Raw genomic sequence first — 19,740 nt, forward strand, 5'->3', positions numbered from 1 at the left:
GAGCAGTCATGCCGAACCACCCCGCGCCGAACCTGGTGTCGTGGGCCAGCGAGATCGACGAGGGCACGATCACGCAGGCCGCGCGCACCGCACGCCTGCCGATCGTGGCGGGGCACGTCGCCCTGATGCCGGACGCCCATGTCGGGATCGGCGCGACGGTCGGCTCCGTCATCCCCACCGAGGACGCGATCATCCCCGCCGCCGTCGGCGTCGACATCGGCTGCGGCATGGTCGCCACCGAGACGACGCTGACCGCGGCCGACCTGCCCGACAGCCTGGCCCCGCTGATGGCGCTCGTGGAGCACCGCATCCCGGCCGGTGTGGGCAAGGGGCACGGCGACCCGGCCATGGACAGGGCGCTGAGCGAGATCGGCAGGCCGCACACGAGCCTGAACCCCAAGCTGGAGAAGAAGACCGGCCTGCAGTTCGGCACGCTCGGCTCGGGCAACCACTTCGTCGAGGTCTGCCTGGACGAGCGCGACCGCGTCTGGACCGTGCTGCACTCCGGCTCGCGCGGCGTCGGCAACGAACTGGCGACCCGGCACATCCTGGACGCCAAGCGCATGATGAAGCAGCTGGCGATCGGTCTTGAGGACCCGGGCCTTGCCTACTTCGTCCAGAACACGCCTGAGTTCGCCGCCTACATCGAGGACATGCTCTGGGCGCAGCGCTATGCCATGGCCTCGCGGGCCAGGATGGACAAGGTCCTCATCACCTCGCTGTTCAGCGTCGTGGGCACGGGCAGGCGGGTGCGTACCATCAACTGCCACCACAACTTCACCCAGCGCGAGACCCACTACGGCAGGAAGTTGTGGATCACGCGTAAGGGCGCCATCAAGGCCGACACCGGCGACGAGGGCGTGATCCCGGGCTCGATGGGCACCAGGTCCTACATCGTGCGTGGTCTCGGCAATCCCGAGTCCTACCACTCCTGCTCGCACGGCGCCGGGCGCAGGATGTCGCGCAGCAGGGCCAAGCGCGAGCTGTCGGCCGCTTCGCTGAAGGAGGCGATGGCCGGGCGCACGTGGAACGCCGACCGGGCCGACGCGCTCGTCGACGAGCACCCGGAGGCCTACAAGTCGATCGACCAGGTGATGGCCGACCAGCGTGACCTGGTGACGGTGCGGCACACGCTGCGGCAGGTGTTCAACTACAAGGGCTGACCCGCCCGCCTCACGACGGCCAGCTCCAGCGCACGCCGACCAGGCCGGGCTGCAACGAGGGCGTCACGACGTGCACGGCGTGATGGGCGTTGAGCGTGAGCTCCTCGCCCGTCTCGCCGACGCCCGCGCGTTTGGCGAAACGCCTGATCCTGACCGGCAGCGCACGGGCGTCGAAGCCGACGCGCAGGACGTACTGGCCGGCGGCGAAGCGGAAACCGCGTTCGTACTCCAGCGCCTCGGCCGCGCTGGAGTCGGTCAGCTCGTACCTCAGCACCTGCGTCTCGCCCACGCGCAACGCCCTGTCGAACAGCAGCTCGGCCGCGACCAGGGTGGAGCGGGGGTCGCGGCGCACCCGGCCGAGCCTGCAGTCCTCGACGGCCGTGACGCGTATCCGGTCGACGTCGCAGCCGGGGTCGCCGCGGTAGACCATGATGTAGCGGTCGGCGGCGTCCTCGTGCGCCTGGACGACCTGGAGCGTCTCGCGGCGGACGATGCTGCGGTCGGCGCCGATGACCACGTTCTCGTACATCCCGGCGATGTGCAGCCTGCGGTCGTCGGCCACGCCGTCGAGTTCGCGCAGCAGTTCGGCCAGGGCGTCGGCGGTGTGCATGATCGAGGAGTAGTTCACCGAGCCCGGCGGCAGGCCCGCGCCGCGCCCGCGCGGGCGCGGCGGGCCGAGCAGGGCGGTCAGCGAGGTCGGGGGCAGCGCAAGGATCTCCTCCAGCGCCCTGACCGCGCGCAGCGACTCGGCGCGTTCGGGACGGCGCAGGCCCTGCTGCCAGTAGCTGAGGCTGGTCACGCCGACGCGTAGCCCGCGCTGTTCCAGTCTGGCCCGCAATCGGTGCAGGGTCAGCCCGCGCGCCTCGACGGCGGCGCGCAAGGCGACATGGAACGGGCCTGAGCGCAGCACCGCCTGGAGGTCGTCGGGCACATGTGAATGTTCACAGATTTTCACTCTTACGTCACTGTCTGCGGTGCCTTGCGTGCCGGGCTTCGGTCTGGTCTTCACACCTGCCGGTCAGGACGATTCATGGCTTCTTGTCGGGCCGTTGGGGGCGCGCTCAGAATCCGGTCACCCCCCATTTCCATAGGAGCGCACATGCAAGTAGGCAGAGCCTCCCGCCTGGCCGTGGCGCTGGCCCTGGTCGCGAGCGCCTGGTTCGCGACCTCGGGCACAGCACACGCCTGGACCTGGTACAAACTCGGATTCACCCAGCAGGCCCAGCAGTACTCCAACTGGTGCTGGGCGGCCACCGGCAATTCGGTCGCCGCCTTCTACGGCCACACCTACAGCCAGAACCAGTTCTGCAATCTGGCGTTCAACCGTTCGGTGAACTCCTCGTGTCCGAACAACCAGGCCACGCTGGCCAACGACCAGACCGCCTTCAGCAAGATCGGCATCAGCCCCGGCACCTACGTCTACAACTACCTGAGCTACGCGGCCATCATCAGGGAGATCGACGCGGGACGGCCGATCATGACACGGATCCAGTGGACGTCGGGCGGCGGCCACATGGAGGTCATCTACGGCTACGACACCAGCAAGTCGTGGGTGTACTGGTCCAACCCCTGGGCCTCGAGCACCCGCTACAACTGGACGACCTACAGCTACTACACCTCCAACAGCTCCTTCTTCTGGACCCACTCGCTCAACTACATCGGCGCATAGGGAGGCCATCGCATGAAGCACATCGCATGGGCGGCCGCTCTCGCCCTCGCCGTCATCCTCACCCCCGCCACCGCCCTGGCCGCATCGGCCCCGGGCCCCGACCCGGCCGCCGTCGCCGCCGAACCCGCGCCTCCCGGCCCCGCCGACGTGGCCGCGGCGCAGTCGGCGGCGACGGCGGGCGCCACCCGCACCACGCTCGGCAAGTTCTTCGGCGCCAAGGGCAAGGCGCCCAACGCGCCCGGGGTCGCGCAGGCGGCGCCGATCGAGGCCTCCGTCGAGCGCCGGAGCGTCGCCGTCTACGACCTCAACCCCGACTTCGTGACGGGCCGGGCGCCGCAGGTGGCCAGGTTCGCCTTCCTCGCCACCCGGGCGACGGCGGCCGACGGCCAGCTCGCCTCGGTGTGGACCACGCGCGACCCGCAGGGCACGTGGGCGGTCACCAACATCGCCAGCGGCGACGACGAGCAGCGCTACGCGGGCCAGCCGGGCACCGTGTTCCGCGAACTGCAGATCAACGCCTGGTACGCACTGCGCTCGGGCATCGTGGTGCCGCTCAACCAGGAGGCGGTCGCCTCGGTCGGCGCGGCAGGCGTGCCGCTGGCCGGGTACCAGCGCCTGGTACGGCAGCGCTATGCCGACAAACTGCCGGGATCGGCCTACGACCGCGACGGGTACGCGGGCGGCTACGGCCCGCCCGCGGCCGGCGCGTCGGGCGGTCCCCGGGGTGAGACACCGGGAGGCGCTCCCGTGGGGCTGCTCCTCGCCACGGCCCTTCTGCTCGGCGGCGGCCTGCTCACCGCCCGCCTGGCCATGAGCCGCCGTTCCTGATCCCACCCCGTTCCGGGTACGGCTCGCGCCTCCTCCTCCGGCATCCGGGGCGCGAGCCGTACCTTTTCGCCTCTGGCTTGTGGGGTCAGGGCAGTTCGGCCAGTTCCTGCGGGGTGAGCTCCAGGTCGGCGGCGGCGATCGAGTCCAGGACGGTCTCGGGGCGGCTCGAACCCGGGATCGGGATCACCGCGGGGCTGCGGGCCAGGTGCCAGGCCAGGCACAGGCGCTGGGCCGAGATCCCGCGCAGGCGGGCGAGCCTGCCGAACGCCTCGTGCTCGCCTCCCAGGCCGCCCGCCACGCCGATCCCGCCGAGCGGCCCCCACGGCAGGAACGCCACGCCCAGGTCCTCGCACACGTCGATCTCGGGCTCACTGCCGCGAAAGCGCGGGGAGTACTCGTTCTGCACACTGGCCAGCCGCCCGCCGAGTATCTCGTAGGCCAGGCCGATCTGCCGCGGATCGGCGTTGGAGATGCCCGCGAGCCTGATCTTCCCCTCGTCCAGCAGGTCGCGCAGCGCGCCGATGGAGTCCTCGTAGGGCACGGCGGGGTCGGGCCTGTGGTGCTGGTAAAGGCCGATGGCCTCGACGCCGAGCGCCTTCAGCGAGCGCTCGCAGGCCGCCCTGATGTAGGCCGGGCTGCCGTTGCGGCCCCACGAGCCGTCCGGCTCCCTGGTGTGGCCGCCCTTGGTCGCGACCAGGATCGTGTCCTTGTCGCCGCTCCACAGGGCCAGGGCCTTGGCGACCAGGCGTTCGTTGTGGCCGATGTCGGCCGGGTGCGGGGTGTAGGCGTCGGCGGTGTCGATGAGCGTGACCCCGGCGTCGAGCGCGGTGTGCACGGTCAGGATCGAGCGGCCTTCGTCCGGCATGTGACCGGCTTCCGACATGGGCATGGCGCCGAGACCGATGGCGCCTACTTGGAGTGGTCCGAGGGTTCGCGTCCGCATGCCACCATGCTCACCCGTGGAGTGCGCTCCAGGTCAAGATCCGTACCCGGGTACGGCGGAGGCCCGGCGCCCTCTGACGCCGGGCCTCCGTCGTTCACCGGTGCCCGGGTGGTGTGCTGCCCGGTTATCGGACGACCTTGACCCAGTCGGTCGCCTCGGCCGGGCGCAGGTGCTTGGCGCCCTCGAACACCACGCGCCACGTGCCCGAGGTGTAGGCCTTCACCTCGGTGTAGAAGCGGCCGTCGCTGTTGGTGCGGATGGTGTCGACGTACTGCCACTTGGAGGAGTGGTCAGGCTGGAACAGTACGACGATCTTCTTCCAGCCCAGACGGTGCCAGCGCTCGACCTTGTCGCAGGAGTCGGCGTGGTGCACCGAGACGAATCCCTCGATGTAGTCCTCGGAGCACTGCACCGACAGCCTGCCGCCGAGCGAAAGCCTGTGGTGCTTGTAGACCGGCTCGGGCCCGGCGTCGAAGGACAGCCTGGTGCCGCCGAGGTCGAGGTCGTAGCCCCACTCCTTGCCCGGGTCGTAACCCGGGTCGGCCATCGCGGGCGCCGACATGGCCAGAACCGACGCGCCAAGGGCGGCCGCGACCGCTGCCGAGGCCAGACGTCGCATCATGTGTGATCTTCCCTTCCCCGTGTGAGACACGCTCAGGGCAGAGCGCGTCTATGCCGGAGACGCGCAAAAGGGGGGAAAAGTTGGCAAGATCGGGATCACAATTACACAACATCACGAACGGCGCGTTGTGGCCTGTTCTCCCGCATAGTGCGCGGTTCCCCGGTAGGTGATGCGCCAGTAGCCCTTGCCCGGTGTCCTGACTTTTCGGGTGAATCGCCCATTCTTACTGGTCATGGCCGTGGCGACACGCTTCCACTCGCCTGTGCCGTCCTTGCGGTGGTGAATCTCCAGGCGCTGTCCGGCGTACGGGGCGAAGTCCGAGTAGCCCTGCGGGTCGACCCTGGCGAGCACTCCCCTGACCCTGACCGTCCCCCGCGTCCGCTCGGCCTTGACCGAGGCCAGCCTGGTCTCCCGCTTCAACGAGAACACGGCGTACTCGGTCACCTTGGCCTTGCCTCGCCCCTTGGCCGTGACCGTGACCGTCCATTGGCCTGAGGGGTAGAAGCGGTTCAGGCCTCGCGCCGGGAGGAAGCGCCATGTCTCCCAGGCGGGGGCGGCTTCCGCGGATCGGCGTAGGGGGGTGTCGGTCTGGGTGGCCGACTCCTGCCAGCTTTGGGCGGGTGGGGTGGAGGGGCCTTCGAAGGTGGTGGGGGTATCGGACCATGCGGTTTCGGCTGGGTATGGGTGCTGGTCGGCGGGGACAGGCTGCGGGGTGTCCGGGGGCGCCTGGACCAGCGGCGAATCCAGAGGCATGGGAGATGCCGGGGGCGTCGGCGACTGCGGAACTGCCTCGACCGTGGGAGGTGGCGACGTTTCCCAGCCTTGCGGGGCCTGCCCTGACTCCGTCGTCGGCCCGGTCTCCGCAGCGACTGCTCCCCCTTCACTCCCGGTGGACTCCCCCGGCGGCGCGGGTGGAAGGTCGCTGAGGAGGGTGGCGCCCTTGGGAGGAGGGCCGGGCTCGACCTTGATGCTGACGCCGTTGCGGCCGCGGGCGCCGAGGGCGACCACGTCGACCACCAGGCGTACCGAACCGGTGGGCCCCACGACCGGGCGGGCCGGGCGGATCGTGATGGAACGAATGGCCAGATCGTCCGCGACGGCGGACGGCGCGTCGGCCGTCGAGGCCTCGGCGATGACGGGCAGCCCGAGCGTGCCCACCGCCAGCGACGCGAGAAGAACTCTCTTGGTCATGCCCGTCACGCTAGGAAAGCCCCGGTCATCCCCGAGCCCGCAACACGCGCCCCAAACGGCAAAAGCCAGAGCCTCAGGAACGACGCCTTCCGCCGAGGTAGCACCGCTGCGGACCGTCGAACCACGCCCGGTCGAGCGCCGCCCCACTCAGCCGTTCCCCCACCCCCAGGGCCACAGCCACACGCTCGCCGAAGCTCTGCCCAGCCGCGAACCCGGCGCCCTCACGACCGGAACCCCCGCCGGTCAGCGACGACGAGGTGACGACCGCACCCCCCTCGGCCAGCGTCAGCCCGCTGTCCAAGTTGACCGTCCAGAACACGGCGAACGCCTGCCCGGCACCCGCCGACAGCCCCCTGAGCCGATCCTCGTCGGCCCCCAGAAAGCTCTGCGGCTCGACGACGAGCGTGTGCGCCACGCCGATCGGCCCCACGAACAGCACCGGCCGATCCCCGGCCACACGCCACCGATCGGCATGCACCTCCCGCATGCTACGAACGGTCGCCGTACGGACGTCGGCCCCGAACGCCCGGACGACGTCGTCGGCGCTCAGCCCGCGAACCCACGTCCCGCAGAACTGCTCAAGAAGGCCCACGCCCTCCAGCAGGTCTGCCACGTCGGTGGTGTTCACGGGCTCCTCGTCCAGGTGTGCGGCGTCAGTAGCGCCACAGGTGGCCGGCGACGACCTCCTCGGGGCCGCGTTCGCTCGCCCAGCGGGCGTCGGAGGCGCGTACGACGCGGAAGGCCTCCCGGTGTTCGGGGGTGAAGACGGAGTGTACGGGCGCGCTCGCGTCGATGGCCGCCTCGGCCTCCTCGGGTGTGTACGGCAGCGGCAGCACCCCGAGCGCCTCACGCCGCTCCCGCGACCACAGATGCGGGTCCTCGGCGATCGGCGAGGGCAGCGGCGCCTCCCGGGCCAATCCGGCCAGCCCGGCCGAAACCAGTGCGGCCAGCACCAGGTACGGGTTGCCGGAGGCGTCGGCCGCCCGGAACTCGACGTTCCAGTACGCGTCGCCGAGCAGCGCACCGCCTTCGGCCACCCGCAGCACGGCGTCGCGGTTCTCCACCCCCCAGAAGGTGTAGGACCCGGCGAAGTACCCGGGCCGCAGCCGCCGCAGCGAGGGTGCGCTGGGCGCGGCGACGGCCGACAGGGCGGCGACCTCGCCGAGCAGCCCGGCCAGGAACGACGAACCGGCCCGCCCGAGCCCGTGCACGTCGCCCGCGCCTCCCGACGGCGTCAGCAGGTTCACCCCGTCACGCCAGGGCGAGATGTGCACGTGGGCGCCGTTGCCCACCCGGTCGAGCGCGGTGAGCGGGGCGAAGCTGGCCCGCAGGCCGTGCCTGGCGGCGACGTCGTGCACGAGATGGCGGGCCAGCAGGAGTTCGTCGGCGGCCTGCAGCGGCCCGGTCGCCCCCAGGCTCACCTCGACCTGGCCGGGGCCGTACTCGGCGTGGACCTGGTCGGCGGCGATCCCGGTCGTGGCGAAGGCGTCGAGCAGGGCGGCGGGGAAGGCGCCGAGCTCGGTCAGGGCGAGCGCGCTGTAGGCGGGCCCGGCGTGCGCCGGGGTGGAGCCGTCGGCGCGGAACAGGGTGAACTCGAGCTCGTGCCCGACCAGGAAGGACACGCCTTCGGCCGCGGCCCGCTCCAGCTGCCGCCGCAGTGCGTGCCGTGGGTCGTACTCGCTGGGCGCGCCGTCGGCGCGGTACTGGTCGACGGGGGCGAAGGCCAGGTGCGGCCTGCTGCCCGAGCGCCGCAGGCCGCCGAGGTCGGGTACGACCCTGCGCTCGCCGCTCGCGGTGTCCAGTCCGGCGTAGCCGCGCGCGACCCCGTCGTGGGAGTCGAAGGCGGCCAGCAGGACCGAGGAGCCGAGCCCGCGCCCGGCCACCCGTTCGAGGCGTCGTACGTCGACCAGCCGGGCGCGCAGGATGCCGTTGTTGTCGGCCCAGTGCAGGACGAGCCCGGTCACGCCCTGCTCGCTCAGCTCCTCGGCGAGCTTGGCCGCGTCGATCGTCAGCGTCATGCGATTCTCCCTGGGGTCAGGCGACGAGGTTGGGGCGGTACTGCCGCAACCAGGAGGCGAAGTTGAGGACGACCTCGCCTTCGAAGTTGCTCACCAGGCCGTGCGACCTCGCGGCCTTCTCGATCTCACGCGGGTCGAGCAGGCGTTCGGCGAAGAGGTCGCCCAGGCCGTCGGGCGGGTCGGCGACGACCTCGGTGACCTGCGCGGCGATGGTGCGCGAGTAGTCGGGGTCGGGTGTCGTCGGATAGGGCGACTTCTGGCGTTCGAGCACGTCGTGCGGCAGCAGGCCCTTGGCCGCGTCGCGCAGGACGCCCTTCTCCCTGCCGCCCGCGTTGTGCACCCGGCGCGAGAGCGTGACGACGTGCTCGACGATCCGGTGGTCGCAGAACGGCACGCGGATCTCCAGGCCGGTGGCCATGCTGAGCCGGTCGCTGCGGTCGAGCAGCATGGGCAGGAAGTAGGTGAGCCCGAGGTAGACGATCTCCCGGTGCCTGCGCTCCGCACGGTCCAGGCCGGGTTCGAAGGCGAGGCCGCCGAGCGCGGTGGCGTACTCGTCGCGCAGGTGCTCCTCGAGGCGCAGCTTCTGGGCGAGGCCGGGCGCGAGGGTGGCCAGCACGCGCTGGTGCAGGTAGCCGTGCGCCGGGCTGTCGGCCATCCAGGGGAAGGTGCCGCCCCAGACCGCGCCCGGGTCGTGGAACCAGCGGTAGCCGCCGAGTATCTCGTCGGCCGCCTCGCCCGACAGCGCCACGGTGGCGTGCCTGCGGATCTCGGCGCACAGCAGCAGCAGGCTCATCTCCAGGTCGCCGAACCCGTTGGGCAGGTCCCTGGCGCGTACGGTGGCGTCTCGCGCCTGGCGGGCCGACAGGGAGGCGGCGTCCAGCACGACGTTGGTGTGCCGTGAGCCGATGTGGTCGGCCGCCTGCCTGGCGTAGCGCCGGTCGAGTGCCGAGCGGGAGTCGTCGGCGCCCGCCGCGTCGGAGAAGTCGACGGAGAAGGAGGCGACGCCGCGCCGTCCGGGCAGGCCACCGGCGATGGCCGTCACCACGGAGGAGTCGAGCCCGCCCGACAGCAGTGTGCACAGCGGCACGTCGGCGATCGTCTGGCGGGCGACGGTGTCGTCGAGCAGGTCGCGCAGGCGTTCGGCCGATGCGGCGGCCGTGGTGTGCTCGGCCGGTCGGGTGATGATCTCGCGTAGGTCCCAGTACTGGATCGGGCGGGCGCCCTGGCGGGAGAAGGCGAGGATCTGGCCGGGCAGCACCTCGCGTACCCCTCGGTAGGGGTTGGCGCCGGGGAACTTCAGCAGCGGGAGCACCAGCTGGCGCAGCCCGTCCTCGTCCACGGCCGGGGGCACGGCGGGATGGGCCAGCAGCCCCTTGGCCTCGGAGGCGAAGAGCAGAGCGCCGTCGGCCAGGTGGTAGTGCAGCGGTTTGACGCCCAGCCGGTCGCGTACCAGCCACAGGCGCTCGTCGGTGGCGTCCCACACGGCGAAGGCGAAGATGCCGTTGAACCGCTCGACGGCTCCCGCGCCCCACTCGGCCCAGGCGTTGAGGATCACCTCGGTGTCGCTGACGGTACGGAAGCGGTGTCCGCGTGTCCGGAGTTCGGCGCGCAGTTCGCGGTAGTTGTACAGCTCGCCGTTGTAGGTCAGGACGAGGCGTTCGCGCCCCGAATCGGGATCGGTCAGGGTCATGGGCTGGCCGCCGGTCTCGATGTCGATCACCGAGAGCCGCCGGTGGGTGAGGATCACCCGTTCCGCGCTCCAGCTGCCGGAGCCGTCGGGGCCCCTGCTCGCCTGGGCGTCGTTCATCCGCCCCGCGATCAGCGCCGCGCCCGGGGCGAGTCCCCTGTAGTCAACCCAGCCTGCGATCGCGCACATGTCGGCCCCCTAGTTCGTGTGGTGTTCTTCGGTCCTGGCCGGGTCCGGGCCCCACGGCAGGACGGCCAGTGCGGCCAGCACGAGCCCGGCGGCGCCCCACAGCAGCGTGGTCGTGCCCGCCGCCTCCAGCACGGCGCCTCCGGCGAGGCTGCCCAGCGCCACGGAGGCGTTGAACGTGCCGACGTACTGGCCGGTGACCTGTTCGGCCCGGCCCGGCGCCGAGCGGGTGAGCCAGATCTGACCGCCGACGGACAGCCCGCCGTAGGCCAGGCCCCACAGCAGCACGCTCACGCCGGTCACGGCGGCGACCGGTCCGGCGGCGGCCAGCAGGACGAGCGAGGTCAGGACGCCCACGCCGATCCCGGCGATCGTGCGCCTTGCCCTGCGTGCGGCCAGCGCCCCGGCGGCGAAGTTGCCCGCCAGGCCGACGACCCCGTAGGCGAACAGCGCGACGGCCACGGCCGCGGGCCCGAACGCGGCGTCGCGTTCGAGGATCGCCCTGATGTAGGTGTAGGCGGCGAAGTGCCCGGTGACCAGGACGGCGACGACGACCAGCCCGACGCCGACACCGCTGCCGCCCCCGTCCCCGCGCCTCGGCCCGGCGGGCTGCCCGGGCAGCGAGGGCAACGCCACCGGTACGGCCGCCGCCAGCACCAGTGCGATCGCCGCGACGAGGGCGAAGGCGCTGCGCCAGCCGAGCAGGTCGCCCGCGACCGTGCCCAGCGGCACGCCCGCGACGGCCGCCGCCGCCACGCCGCTCACCGCGACGGAGACGGCCAGCGGCCCTTCGCGGGACTCCACCAGCCTGACGGCCACCGCACCGGCCAGCGCCCACACGACGGCGACGGCCACGCCGAGCACCAGCCGCCCGGCCGCCAGCGTCGCGAAGTCGCGCGCCAGCGCCGTCACCGCGTTGCCCGCGCACAGCAGCAGCACGGCCCCGCAGAGCGCGAGCCTGCGATCCAGCGTGCCGAGCACACGCGGGACGAGCGGAGCGGCGACGGCGGTGACCAGGCTGGTGATCGTCAGCGCGTAGCCGATCGTGCCGGGATCGGCCCGCAGCCCGGCGGCGACCGGGGTGAGCAGGCCGATCAGCAGCGTCTGCGAGGTCACGGTGGTGAAGGTGACGCCCCACAGGAAGGCGACACGCCCCCACTGCCTGCGTGTCGTGGCAGGGGTCGCCGAGAGGTCCGGCATGTCAGCGTCCGGTGCCGAGCAGGCGTGGCACGACGTGGTCGCACACGGTGTCGAAGGCGTTGCCGAGGATGAGCTGGAAGCCGTCCACGCCGCCCTCGTCGTACCAGCGGCGCAGCTCGTCGCCGACCTGTTCGGCGGTGCCCGAGAAGTGCGCGTGCTCGCCGAGCCCGGCCAGGGCGACCACCAGGTCGCCGATCTTCCTGCCCGGTTTGCGGGCCTCCTCCCAGACCGGCAGGTAGCGGGAGCCGAGCGTCTCGAACACGACGTCGGGATCGCGGGAGATCAGCGTCCGCGGCACCAGGTCGCCCGGGGCCACGCCGTCCAGGTCGAGTGCGGGGAAGCGGGAGCGCACCAGGGCGAGCGCCGCGCCCGCGCCCAGGGGTTGCGGCGCGGGCCTGGCCGTCCAGGTGTCGGTGATCTGGACGAAGGCGCCGGGCAGCAGCTCCACCGCGTCCGCGCCGCGCCCGGCGCGCACGCTCTCGGCGCGCAGGATGCGGCGCAGCTCCTTGGCCGAGCCGAGCGTCGGCGTGCCCGCGAACACCGCGTCGGCCGTGCGCGCCGCCAGCCGTACCCCCTCAAGGGAGGAGGTGGCCTGCAGCGTGTAGGGGAAGGGGGCGGAGTAGGGTGCGGTGTCGATGGGACCGGCCTGCTCGTAGAACTCCCCGGCGTGGTCGACGTCGGTGATCAGCTCGCTGCGGACGTAGGGGCCGCCGTCGGCGCCGAGCACGTTCGCGTGCGGTGGCCAGCTCGACCACAGGTCCCGTGCGACGGTGAGGAACTCCTCCGTCTGCAGGTGGCGCTTGTCCTTCGGGATCTCGCGCCGCATGCCGATGGCCGTGCCCTCCCGGAAGGAGGAGACGACGTTGATCCACGCCCGGCCGCCCGCGATGCGGTCCAGGCTGGCCAGATTGCGGGCGAAGGTGAAGGGATGGGTGTAGAGCGTGGAGACCGTCGGCATCACCGCGATACGCGTGGTGGCGCTCGCGACGAGCGCGGACAGCTGGAAGGACTCGAAGGCGGCCAGCGGCGGCCCCTGTCTGAGCCGGTCCCTGCTCACGCCGGAGAAGTCGGCCTGGAACAGCGCGTGGAACCCGGCCGCCTCCGCCTGCTGGGCCTGACGGACGAAGGTGGCGACGTCGAAAGGCGAGTTCGCCCTGCCCTCCTCGGTGCGCCAGTCGTGGCTGGTCGGCAGGTACTGGGCGTTGAGCAGCAGCGTCGGCCGCGAAGCGCCGCTCACCGCTTCTCCCCCTTCTCGACGCCGTAGAAGATCGGCTCCCAGGAGTTGATCGGGAAGGTGAGGCCCTTCACCGTGTTCCTGACCAGGAGCACCTGGGCGGAGTCGTAGAGCGGGATGCCGTAGCCGTCTTTCAGGATCTTCGTCACCGCGTCGTCGACGAGACGGCGGCGCTGTGCGGTGTCGAGTGTGGCCGCCTGCTCGGCCAGCGGGCCGTCGATCTCGGGCCGCGCCGCCAGGCCCTTGTAGAGGCTCAGCCTGGTGGAGTAGTAGGCGGCGATGCCGTCGGCGTCGCCGCGCGCCGCGCCCTGCGCGATGGCCAGCTGCCACTTGCCCGACGTGCGCAGGTCGCTCTGCTGGGCGTTGGAGATCGGCGCCAGGGTCAGCTCGATGCCGACCTCCTTGAGCTGGGTCTGCACGTACTCCCAGCCGGACTGCACGGCGCCGATCGACCCGCTGACGAACGACAGGGCGAACGCCAGGCGCCTGCCGTCCTTCACCCGGACGCCGTCCGCTCCCGGCTTCCAGCCCGCCTCGTCCAGGAGGGTACGGCTGAGCTCCTGGTCGAAGCTCAGCAGCTCGCCCCGGTCGCGGTAGAAGGGATGGCCGCGCGAGACGACGTCGCTCGCCGGCTCGACGCCTTCGCCGTAGAAGGTGGCCACCAGCTCCTTCCTGTCGACGGCGTGCTGCAGAGCCTGCCGTACGGCGGGGTCGGCGAGCACGGGGTCGGCGGTGTTGGGCAGGAAGCTGTTGACGACGCCGCGGTTGGGCGCCAGCACGCGGGTGACGTCGGCATGGCCCTTGGCCTGGTCCACCCCGGTCTGGAAGATCGAGTACGCGATGTCGTAGTCGCCCGCGATCAGCCCGGCGGCCCGGCCGCTCTCCTCGGGCACGATCTGGATCGTCAGCCGCTCCAGCGCGGCCTCCCCCTTGCGCCCGAACGTGGCAGGCGCCCAGGCGTAGCCCTCGCGCCTGACGTACTCCAGGCGTTCGTCCTGTACGGCACGCTTCAGGACGAAGGGTCCGGTGCCGATCGTGCCGAGCGCGCATCGCTGTTCGGGCGTCTTGGCCAGCGAGGCCGGGGCCAGGATGCCGAACTGGCCTTCGGTGTTGGCCTGGAGGAACCCGGCGTTGGGCGCGTCGAACACCACCTTGACCGTGCGCTCGTCCACGGCCTCGGCATGGTCGAAACCGCGCAGGTAGGCGCCGGGCGTGGGCGAGACGCCCTGCTCGGCCAGGCGCCACAGCGTCCGGAAGTTGTCCGCGACGACCTTCGCGGTCAGCTTCTCGCCGTTGCTGAACGTCACCCCCTGCCTGATCGTGAACTCGTAGACCTTCCCGCCTTCACGCACGGCCCACGACTCGGCCAGGTACGGCTTGAGCTCGCCGGTCGAAGGGTCCTCGCTGAGCAGGGTGTCGAGCACCTGCCTGCCGAAGATGGCGACGGGATTGGACTGGGCGTAGTCCAGGCAGGTGGGATAGGCGCCGTAGGCCACCCGCAGATGCGCGGTCGCGGCCACGGGTTCGGCGCCGTCGCCTCCTGAGCATCCGGAGAGCAGCAGTGCGGCGGCGGCCAGCAGGCCGCTCCAGGGTCGAAGGGTCATGACAGAGCTGTCCTTTCCGATGGGAGCACGGTCCCCGGCGCACCGGCCGATGGCACCGCGTCGAGCAGGGCGCGGGTGTGCGCACTGCGCGGCCGTTCGAAGACCGCCCGCGTGGGCCCGCGCTCCTCGACCCGGCCCGCACGCATGACGATCACTTCGTCGGCCACCGCGCGCACCACACCGAGGTCGTGCGAGACCAGCAGGTAGGCGATGCCGAGCCGATGCTGCAGCTCGGTGAGCAGAAGCAGCAGGTCGTACTGCACGGCCTGGTCGAGTGCGGAGACCGGCTCGTCGAGCACGACCACGCCGGGTTCGAGCGCCAGGGCCCTGGCGATGGCGACGCGTTGCTGCTGACCGCCCGACAGCGCGGTCGGGCGGCGGCCCGCGACGTCGCCGGGCAGGCCGACGAGGCCGAGCAGGTCGCGGGCGCGGGCGGCGCGCGAGGCGGGGGTGCCGACGCGGTGGGCCAGCAGCGGTTCGGCGACGATGCGCCCGACGGGCATCGCCGGGTTCAGGCTGGCCGCCGGGTTCTGGTAGACGAGCTGGACCCGCCGGGTGAAGTCGGCGTGCGAGCGGCTCGGCCTGCCGTGCAGCAGCACCGATCCCGCGTCCGGCCGCTCCAGGCCGGTGATCAGCCGCATCAGCGTCGACTTCCCCGCGCCCGACTCCCCCACGACGGCGACGGTCTGGCCCCGGCGCAGGGTCAGGCCGACGTCCTGGACGGCCTCGACGCGTTCGCGCCCGGCGCCGAACGCCTTGGCCAGCGACCTGGCCTCCAGCACCACCGGGGCCTCGCCCGCGGCCGGGCGCGCCGGGAGCCTGCCCGGCTGCGACGACAGCAGCTGCCTGGTGTAGGCGTGGCGCGGATCGCCGACGACCGAATCGGCCGGGCCGGACTCGACGACCCGGCCGTGCCTGACGACGAGCAGGTGGTCGGCGCGTTCGGCGGCGACCGCGAGGTCGTGCGTGACGAGCAGCAGGCCGAGGCCGCGCTCGGCGCGCAGGGCGTCGAACAGGTCGAGCACCCGTCGTTGCACGGTGGCGTCCAGGTTCGAGGTCGGCTCGTCGGCCAGCAGCAGCCGTGGTTCGCCGACGAGGGCGAGTCCGATGAGGATGCGCTGGCGGATGCCGCCCGACAGCTCGTGCGGGTACTGCCGCAGCCTGGCCTCAGGCCGGTCGACGCCGACGGCCCGCAGCGCCTCGACCGTGCGCCGCCTGCTGTCGCCTCTGTGGGTGACGCCGAGGAAGTGGCGGTGCAGTTCGGCGAAGTGGCGTTCGATGCGCACGAGCGGGTCGAGTCCGCGCACCGGGTCCTGCGGGACCAGGCCGACGGCACGGCCGCGCAGCTCGCGCGGGTCGGCGACGGCCCTCGGCACGCCGTCCGCGCCCGCGATCTCCAGGGCGCGGTGCGAGCTGCGGGCGGACCTGGGCAGCAGGCCGAGCAGCGCGTGCAGGGTGGTCGACTTGCCCGAGCCGGACTCGCCGACCACGGCCACGCATTGGCCGTGCCCGACGGTGAGCGACAGATCGGCGACGGCGGGCGCCCGGCCGCCCGGATAGGTGACGGTCAGGCCGTCCAGGCGCAGCAGCGTGATGGGCGTGGTGCTCATGCCAGACCGGCTCCCGTCACGCCGAGCGAGCGGCCGAGCCGGTGCAGGGCCAGCACGACGCCCGCGAGCACGACGCCCGGCAGCACGGTCAGCCACCACGCCGTGGCGAAGTGGTCGCGTCCGGCGGCGATCAGATTGCCCCACTCCGGGTCGGGCGGCCTGGTGCCGTAGCCGAGGAAGCTGAGCGCCGAGACCGACAGCACCATGCTCGCCAGCTCCAGCGCCGCCAGCGCGGTGATCGGCCCCTTGGCGTGCGGGAGCACGTGCCGCCACAGGACGCCTGCCCTGGACAGGCCGTAGCCGCGTGCCGCCTCGACGAACGCCTGGGAGCTGACCCGCAGCACCTCGGCCCTGGTGACCCGGGCGAAGGCGGGCACCGAGGCGATGCCGATGGCCAGCGCGAGGTTGACCGGCCCGGTGCCGAGCCCCGACACGACGAGCAGCGAGATCAGCAGCGAGGGCAGCGCGAGCAGCACGTCGACGACCCCCATGAGCATCCGGTCGACCAGCCCGCCCAGGTAGCCTGCGAGCAGCCCGGCCGCGATGCTCAGCCCGAAGGCCAGCGCGAGCGCGAGCAGCGCGGTCGACAGACTCGCCCGTGTGCCGTGCACGACCCGGACGAGCTGGTCGCGCCCCAGCTCGTCGGTCCCGAACGGATGGGCGAACGACGGCGCGAGCAGCCGCCGCGAGACGTCGGAGTCCAGCGGATCCCCGGCCGCCACCAGCCACGGGAAGGCCGCCGCCACCCCCGCCAGCACCAGCACCGCCGAAGCCACCCACGGCACCCCGCTGCGGCGGACTCGGCCCACCGCGACGAGCACGGCGCTCATCTCGGCGCCCCGCGCGTGCGCAACCGGGGATCGACGAGCGGGTGGAGCAGGTCGACGGCGAGGTTCACCCCGGCGAACACGACTCCGGCCAGGACCGCGATCGCCAGCACGACGGGCGCGTCCTGCGTCTCGACCGAGGCCACGAGCAGCCGGCCGAGCCCCTGCCTGGCGAAGACCGTCTCGGTGATGACGGTGCCGACCAGCACGCCGCCCACGGTGAGCCCGGTCAGCGTCATGAAGGGCAGCAGGGCGTTGCGCGCCACGTGCCCGAGGTAGACGCGCCACCAGGGCAGCCCCCTGGCCCGCAGCAACGCCACGAACGGCGCGTCCTGGACGTCGTCGAGGCTGCGCACGAGCACGGCGGTGAGCACGGCCGAGACCGGCAGCGCCAGGGCGATCGAGGGCAGCACCAGCCCTTCGGGCCCGCTCCCGCCGGTGGAGGGCAGCCAGCGCAGCTCGAAGGCGAACACTTGAAGGAGCAGCAGCCCGAGCCAGAAGGCGGGCACGGCCGAGACGAGCGCGGGCACGTTGACCAGCACCCGGTGGGCCAGGCCGCCGCGCCGCCACGAGGTCAGCAGGGCCAGCGCCGCCGACAGCGGCACGGCCAGCGCGAGCGCGGGCACGGCCAGCGCCAGCGTGCTCGGGGCCGCCGCGCCCAGCACCTGCGGCACCGGCATGCCCGACTGGAAGGACACGCCGAGGTCGCCGGTGAGCAGGCGTCCGAGTGTGGAGAAGTACCTGACGTGCAGCGGCCGGTCCAGCCCGTACCTGGCCCGCAGCGCCGCGATCTGCTCGGGCGTGCCGCCTCCCGCCCCCATCGACCTGCGATCGAGCATCAGGGCGACCGGATCGCTCGGCAGGGCGTACAGCAGGAGGTAGGCCAGTGTGTAGACGGCGAGCACGACGACGGCGAAGTAGCCGAGTCTGCGCAGGACGTACCAGCCCGACGGGCGTCGCTCGCGTGCCCGCCAGGCGACGGTCACAGACGCTGCCATGCGGTGGCCAGGACCGAGCGGAGCACCTGCTCGATGAAGGCGAACTCGTCGGCGCCGATGGTGGTGGGAGGGGCGAGCAGGACGGTGGGGTCGCCGCGTTCGTCCAGGCGCACGTGCAGCCCGGCCTCGCGCAGCGCGGGGGCGAGGAGCTCGTCGAGCAGGCGGCGGCGTTCGGCGGGGGCGAAGCTCTCGCGGGTGGCCTGGTCCTTGACCAGGACGACGCCCCAGAAGTAGCCCGCGCCACGCACGTCGCCGACGATCGGCAGGTCGCGCAGGCCCGACAGGGTGGCGCGGAAGGCGTCCTCGTTGGCCCTGACGCGCTCGTTGAGCTTCTCGCGTTCGAAGATCTCCAGATTGGCCAGGCCGACGGCGGCTGCGACCGGGTGCCCGGCGAAGGTGAGGCCGTGCGCGAACGTGTTGCCCGCCTTGGTGAACGGCTCGAACAGCCGGTCGCTGACGATGGTGGCCCCGGCGGGGATGTAGCCGGAGGTGATGCCCTTGGCCCCGGTGATGATGTCGGGCGTCAGGCCGAAGCGGTTGACGGCGAAGTAGTCGCCGATGCGGCCGAACGCGGTGATGACCTCGTCGGCGACGAGCACGACGCCGTACTTCCGGGTGATCTCGCGCACGCGTTCCAGGTAGCCCTTGGGCGGGGGGATGGCGCCGCCGGAGTTCTGCACGGGTTCGATGAAGACGGCGGCGACGGTCTCGGGGCCCTCGAACTCGATGGCCTCGGCGATCCTGTCGGCCGCCCATACGCCGAAGGCCTCCTCGTCGTCCCTGAGGTGCTCGGGTGCGCGGTAGAGGTCGGTGGCGGGCACCTTGTGGCCGCCGGGGACCAGGGGTTCGAACGGCGCGCGCAGCGGTGGCAGCGAGGTGATCGACAGGGCGCCCTGGGTGGTGCCGTGGTAGGCCATGGCCCGGCTGATCACCTTGTGGCGGCCGGGCTGGCCGATCAGTTTGAAGTACTGCTTGACGAGTTTCCAGGCGGTCTCGACGCTCTCGCTGCCGCTGTTGGTGAAGAAGACGCGGTTGAGGTCGCCCGGCGCGCGTGCGGCCAGCGCCTCGGCCAGCCTTGCCGCGCTCGGGTGCACGGCGTTCCAGATCGGGAAGTAGTCGAGCTCGCGGATCTGCCGCGCCGCAGCCTCCGCGAGTTCGGCCCGGCCGTGCCCGGCGTTGACCGCGAACAGGCCGGACAGGCCGTCGAGGTGCCTGCGCCCCCTGTCGTCCCAGAAGTAGGCGCCTTCGGCCCTGGTGACGACCGGGACCTCGCCTCCGGCGTGCAGGGAGGCGTGGTTGGTGAAATGCAGCCAGAGGTGCCTGCGCGCCTGCTCCAGGACGGTGTCGTGGGTGTCTGCCATGTGCTCTCCGCTCTGCTTTCCGGCGCGCCGAAGAGGGGGCACGCCGCGTTCGTACGGTTCAGCGGGGTTGTGAGGGTTCGCCCGATGAAGGGCATGGGCCATCGCGTCGTCGTGGGGTTCGTCGTCGGAGGAGGCGGACGTCAGGCGTCTTTCCTGGCACTCCGAGGGGTGCGTCGCTTGGGTGGCACGGTCACCATAACCCCATAAAACCTACTTTTCATAGAGGAAATCAAGGGATCGTCGGAACGAGTCGATCATGACGGAAACCCGTACCCACAGGGGCTCCGGGCGGCCTGGAGTGCGTTTTGGGTCCCCCACCTGCGAAAAGAAGACTTTCCCGTATAACCCCTATGAAAAGTAGGTTTTATGGGGATATGGTGACCGCACCCCCCGCCCCGCGACGCAGGCGTTGACATGCGCCCGCATCGCAGCCCAGGTATGTCCGCACCGTCAGCTTCAGCGGGACCACCCCACCCGCGACCATCCGGCCCCAGGACGGCGAACCTCGCCGCGTGCCGGAGCCCGTGTCGCCGCCCGTCCTCCACCACGGCCGAACCGGCCCGCGCTGTGCCGCGGGCCGCATTGGGGATACTGGAGAA

The 19,740-nt window shown here is 72.0% G+C and carries 17 protein-coding genes; 3 read left to right on the forward strand and 14 right to left on the reverse strand.

The window, feature by feature from the left end:
* The first annotated feature begins 8 nt into the window (after nucleotides 1–8).
* Nucleotides 9–1,163 (forward strand): RtcB family protein, encoded by a 1,155-nt coding sequence (locus tag ACTWNK_RS26910; RefSeq protein WP_474307327.1) that lies wholly within the window; start codon nucleotides 9–11, stop codon nucleotides 1,161–1,163.
* A 10-nt stretch (nucleotides 1,164–1,173) separates the two neighbouring features.
* Here ACTWNK_RS26910 and ACTWNK_RS26915 read toward each other — a convergent pair whose 3' ends face one another.
* On the reverse strand, nucleotides 1,174–2,094 hold the full coding sequence (locus tag ACTWNK_RS26915; RefSeq protein ID WP_474307328.1) for a hypothetical protein: 921 nt from the start codon (nucleotides 2,092–2,094) through the stop codon (nucleotides 1,174–1,176).
* Nucleotides 2,095–2,262: 168 nt separating this feature from the next.
* Between ACTWNK_RS26915 and ACTWNK_RS26920 the strand changes: the two genes are divergently transcribed.
* Complete coding sequence (locus ACTWNK_RS26920; protein WP_474307329.1) at nucleotides 2,263–2,832, forward strand: papain-like cysteine protease family protein; 570 nt, start codon at nucleotides 2,263–2,265, stop codon at nucleotides 2,830–2,832.
* A 12-nt stretch (nucleotides 2,833–2,844) separates the two neighbouring features.
* Complete coding sequence (locus ACTWNK_RS26925) at nucleotides 2,845–3,660, forward strand: hypothetical protein (protein WP_474307330.1); 816 nt, start codon at nucleotides 2,845–2,847, stop codon at nucleotides 3,658–3,660.
* A gap of 85 nt (nucleotides 3,661–3,745) precedes the next feature.
* Here the strand turns inward: ACTWNK_RS26925 and ACTWNK_RS26930 are convergent, their stop codons facing one another.
* From ACTWNK_RS26930 to ACTWNK_RS26990, 13 genes are all read right to left on the reverse strand, one after another.
* Entirely contained in the window at nucleotides 3,746–4,603 is an 858-nt protein-coding gene (locus tag ACTWNK_RS26930) for an aldo/keto reductase (protein ID WP_474307331.1), read from the reverse strand.
* A 124-nt stretch (nucleotides 4,604–4,727) separates the two neighbouring features.
* Entirely contained in the window at nucleotides 4,728–5,225 is a 498-nt protein-coding gene (locus ACTWNK_RS26935; RefSeq protein WP_474307332.1) for a hypothetical protein, read from the reverse strand.
* 111 nt (nucleotides 5,226–5,336) lie between these two features.
* Nucleotides 5,337–6,416, reverse strand: coding sequence for a hypothetical protein (locus ACTWNK_RS26940; protein ID WP_474307333.1), 1,080 nt, complete (start codon nucleotides 6,414–6,416; stop codon nucleotides 5,337–5,339).
* 73 nt (nucleotides 6,417–6,489) lie between these two features.
* Nucleotides 6,490–7,044 carry a DUF6461 domain-containing protein gene (locus ACTWNK_RS26945; RefSeq protein WP_474307334.1) on the reverse strand — a complete coding sequence of 185 codons (555 nt, stop codon included), beginning with the start codon at nucleotides 7,042–7,044 and terminating at the stop codon, nucleotides 6,490–6,492.
* A gap of 25 nt (nucleotides 7,045–7,069) precedes the next feature.
* Complete coding sequence (locus tag ACTWNK_RS26950) at nucleotides 7,070–8,434, reverse strand: type I glutamate--ammonia ligase (protein ID WP_474307335.1); 1,365 nt, start codon at nucleotides 8,432–8,434, stop codon at nucleotides 7,070–7,072.
* Between the two features lie 16 nt (nucleotides 8,435–8,450).
* Nucleotides 8,451–10,310: an asparagine synthase (glutamine-hydrolyzing) gene (gene asnB / locus ACTWNK_RS26955; protein ID WP_474307336.1), complete on the reverse strand. Its 1,860-nt coding sequence runs from the start codon at nucleotides 10,308–10,310 to the stop codon at nucleotides 8,451–8,453.
* 9 nt (nucleotides 10,311–10,319) lie between these two features.
* The gene (locus tag ACTWNK_RS26960) at nucleotides 10,320–11,507 is read right to left on the reverse strand and encodes an MFS transporter (RefSeq protein ID WP_474307337.1); all 1,188 of its coding nucleotides are present in this window, start codon (nucleotides 11,505–11,507) and stop codon (nucleotides 10,320–10,322) included.
* A 1-nt stretch (nucleotide 11,508) separates the two neighbouring features.
* Complete coding sequence (locus tag ACTWNK_RS26965; protein ID WP_474307338.1) at nucleotides 11,509–12,744, reverse strand: LLM class flavin-dependent oxidoreductase; 1,236 nt, start codon at nucleotides 12,742–12,744, stop codon at nucleotides 11,509–11,511.
* Entirely contained in the window at nucleotides 12,741–14,345 is a 1,605-nt protein-coding gene (locus ACTWNK_RS26970) for an ABC transporter substrate-binding protein (RefSeq protein WP_474307339.1), read from the reverse strand. Before ACTWNK_RS26970 ends, ACTWNK_RS26965 begins: the two co-directional genes overlap by 4 nt.
* On the reverse strand, nucleotides 14,342–15,955 hold the full coding sequence (locus tag ACTWNK_RS26975; protein WP_474307340.1) for an ATP-binding cassette domain-containing protein: 1,614 nt from the start codon (nucleotides 15,953–15,955) through the stop codon (nucleotides 14,342–14,344). The genes ACTWNK_RS26970 and ACTWNK_RS26975 overlap by 4 nt, the downstream gene beginning before the upstream one ends.
* Nucleotides 15,952–16,785 (reverse strand): ABC transporter permease, encoded by an 834-nt coding sequence (locus ACTWNK_RS26980; RefSeq protein WP_474307342.1) that lies wholly within the window; start codon nucleotides 16,783–16,785, stop codon nucleotides 15,952–15,954. The genes ACTWNK_RS26975 and ACTWNK_RS26980 overlap by 4 nt, the downstream gene beginning before the upstream one ends.
* On the reverse strand, nucleotides 16,782–17,780 hold the full coding sequence (locus ACTWNK_RS26985) for an ABC transporter permease (protein WP_474307343.1): 999 nt from the start codon (nucleotides 17,778–17,780) through the stop codon (nucleotides 16,782–16,784). The genes ACTWNK_RS26980 and ACTWNK_RS26985 overlap by 4 nt, the downstream gene beginning before the upstream one ends.
* Nucleotides 17,765–19,141, reverse strand: a complete 1,377-nt coding sequence (locus ACTWNK_RS26990; RefSeq protein WP_474307344.1) for an aspartate aminotransferase family protein — start codon at nucleotides 19,139–19,141, stop codon at nucleotides 17,765–17,767. Before ACTWNK_RS26990 ends, ACTWNK_RS26985 begins: the two co-directional genes overlap by 16 nt.
* Nucleotides 19,142–19,740 lie beyond the last annotated feature (599 nt).

Source organism: Nonomuraea sp. IBHARD001, assembly GCF_056106265.1.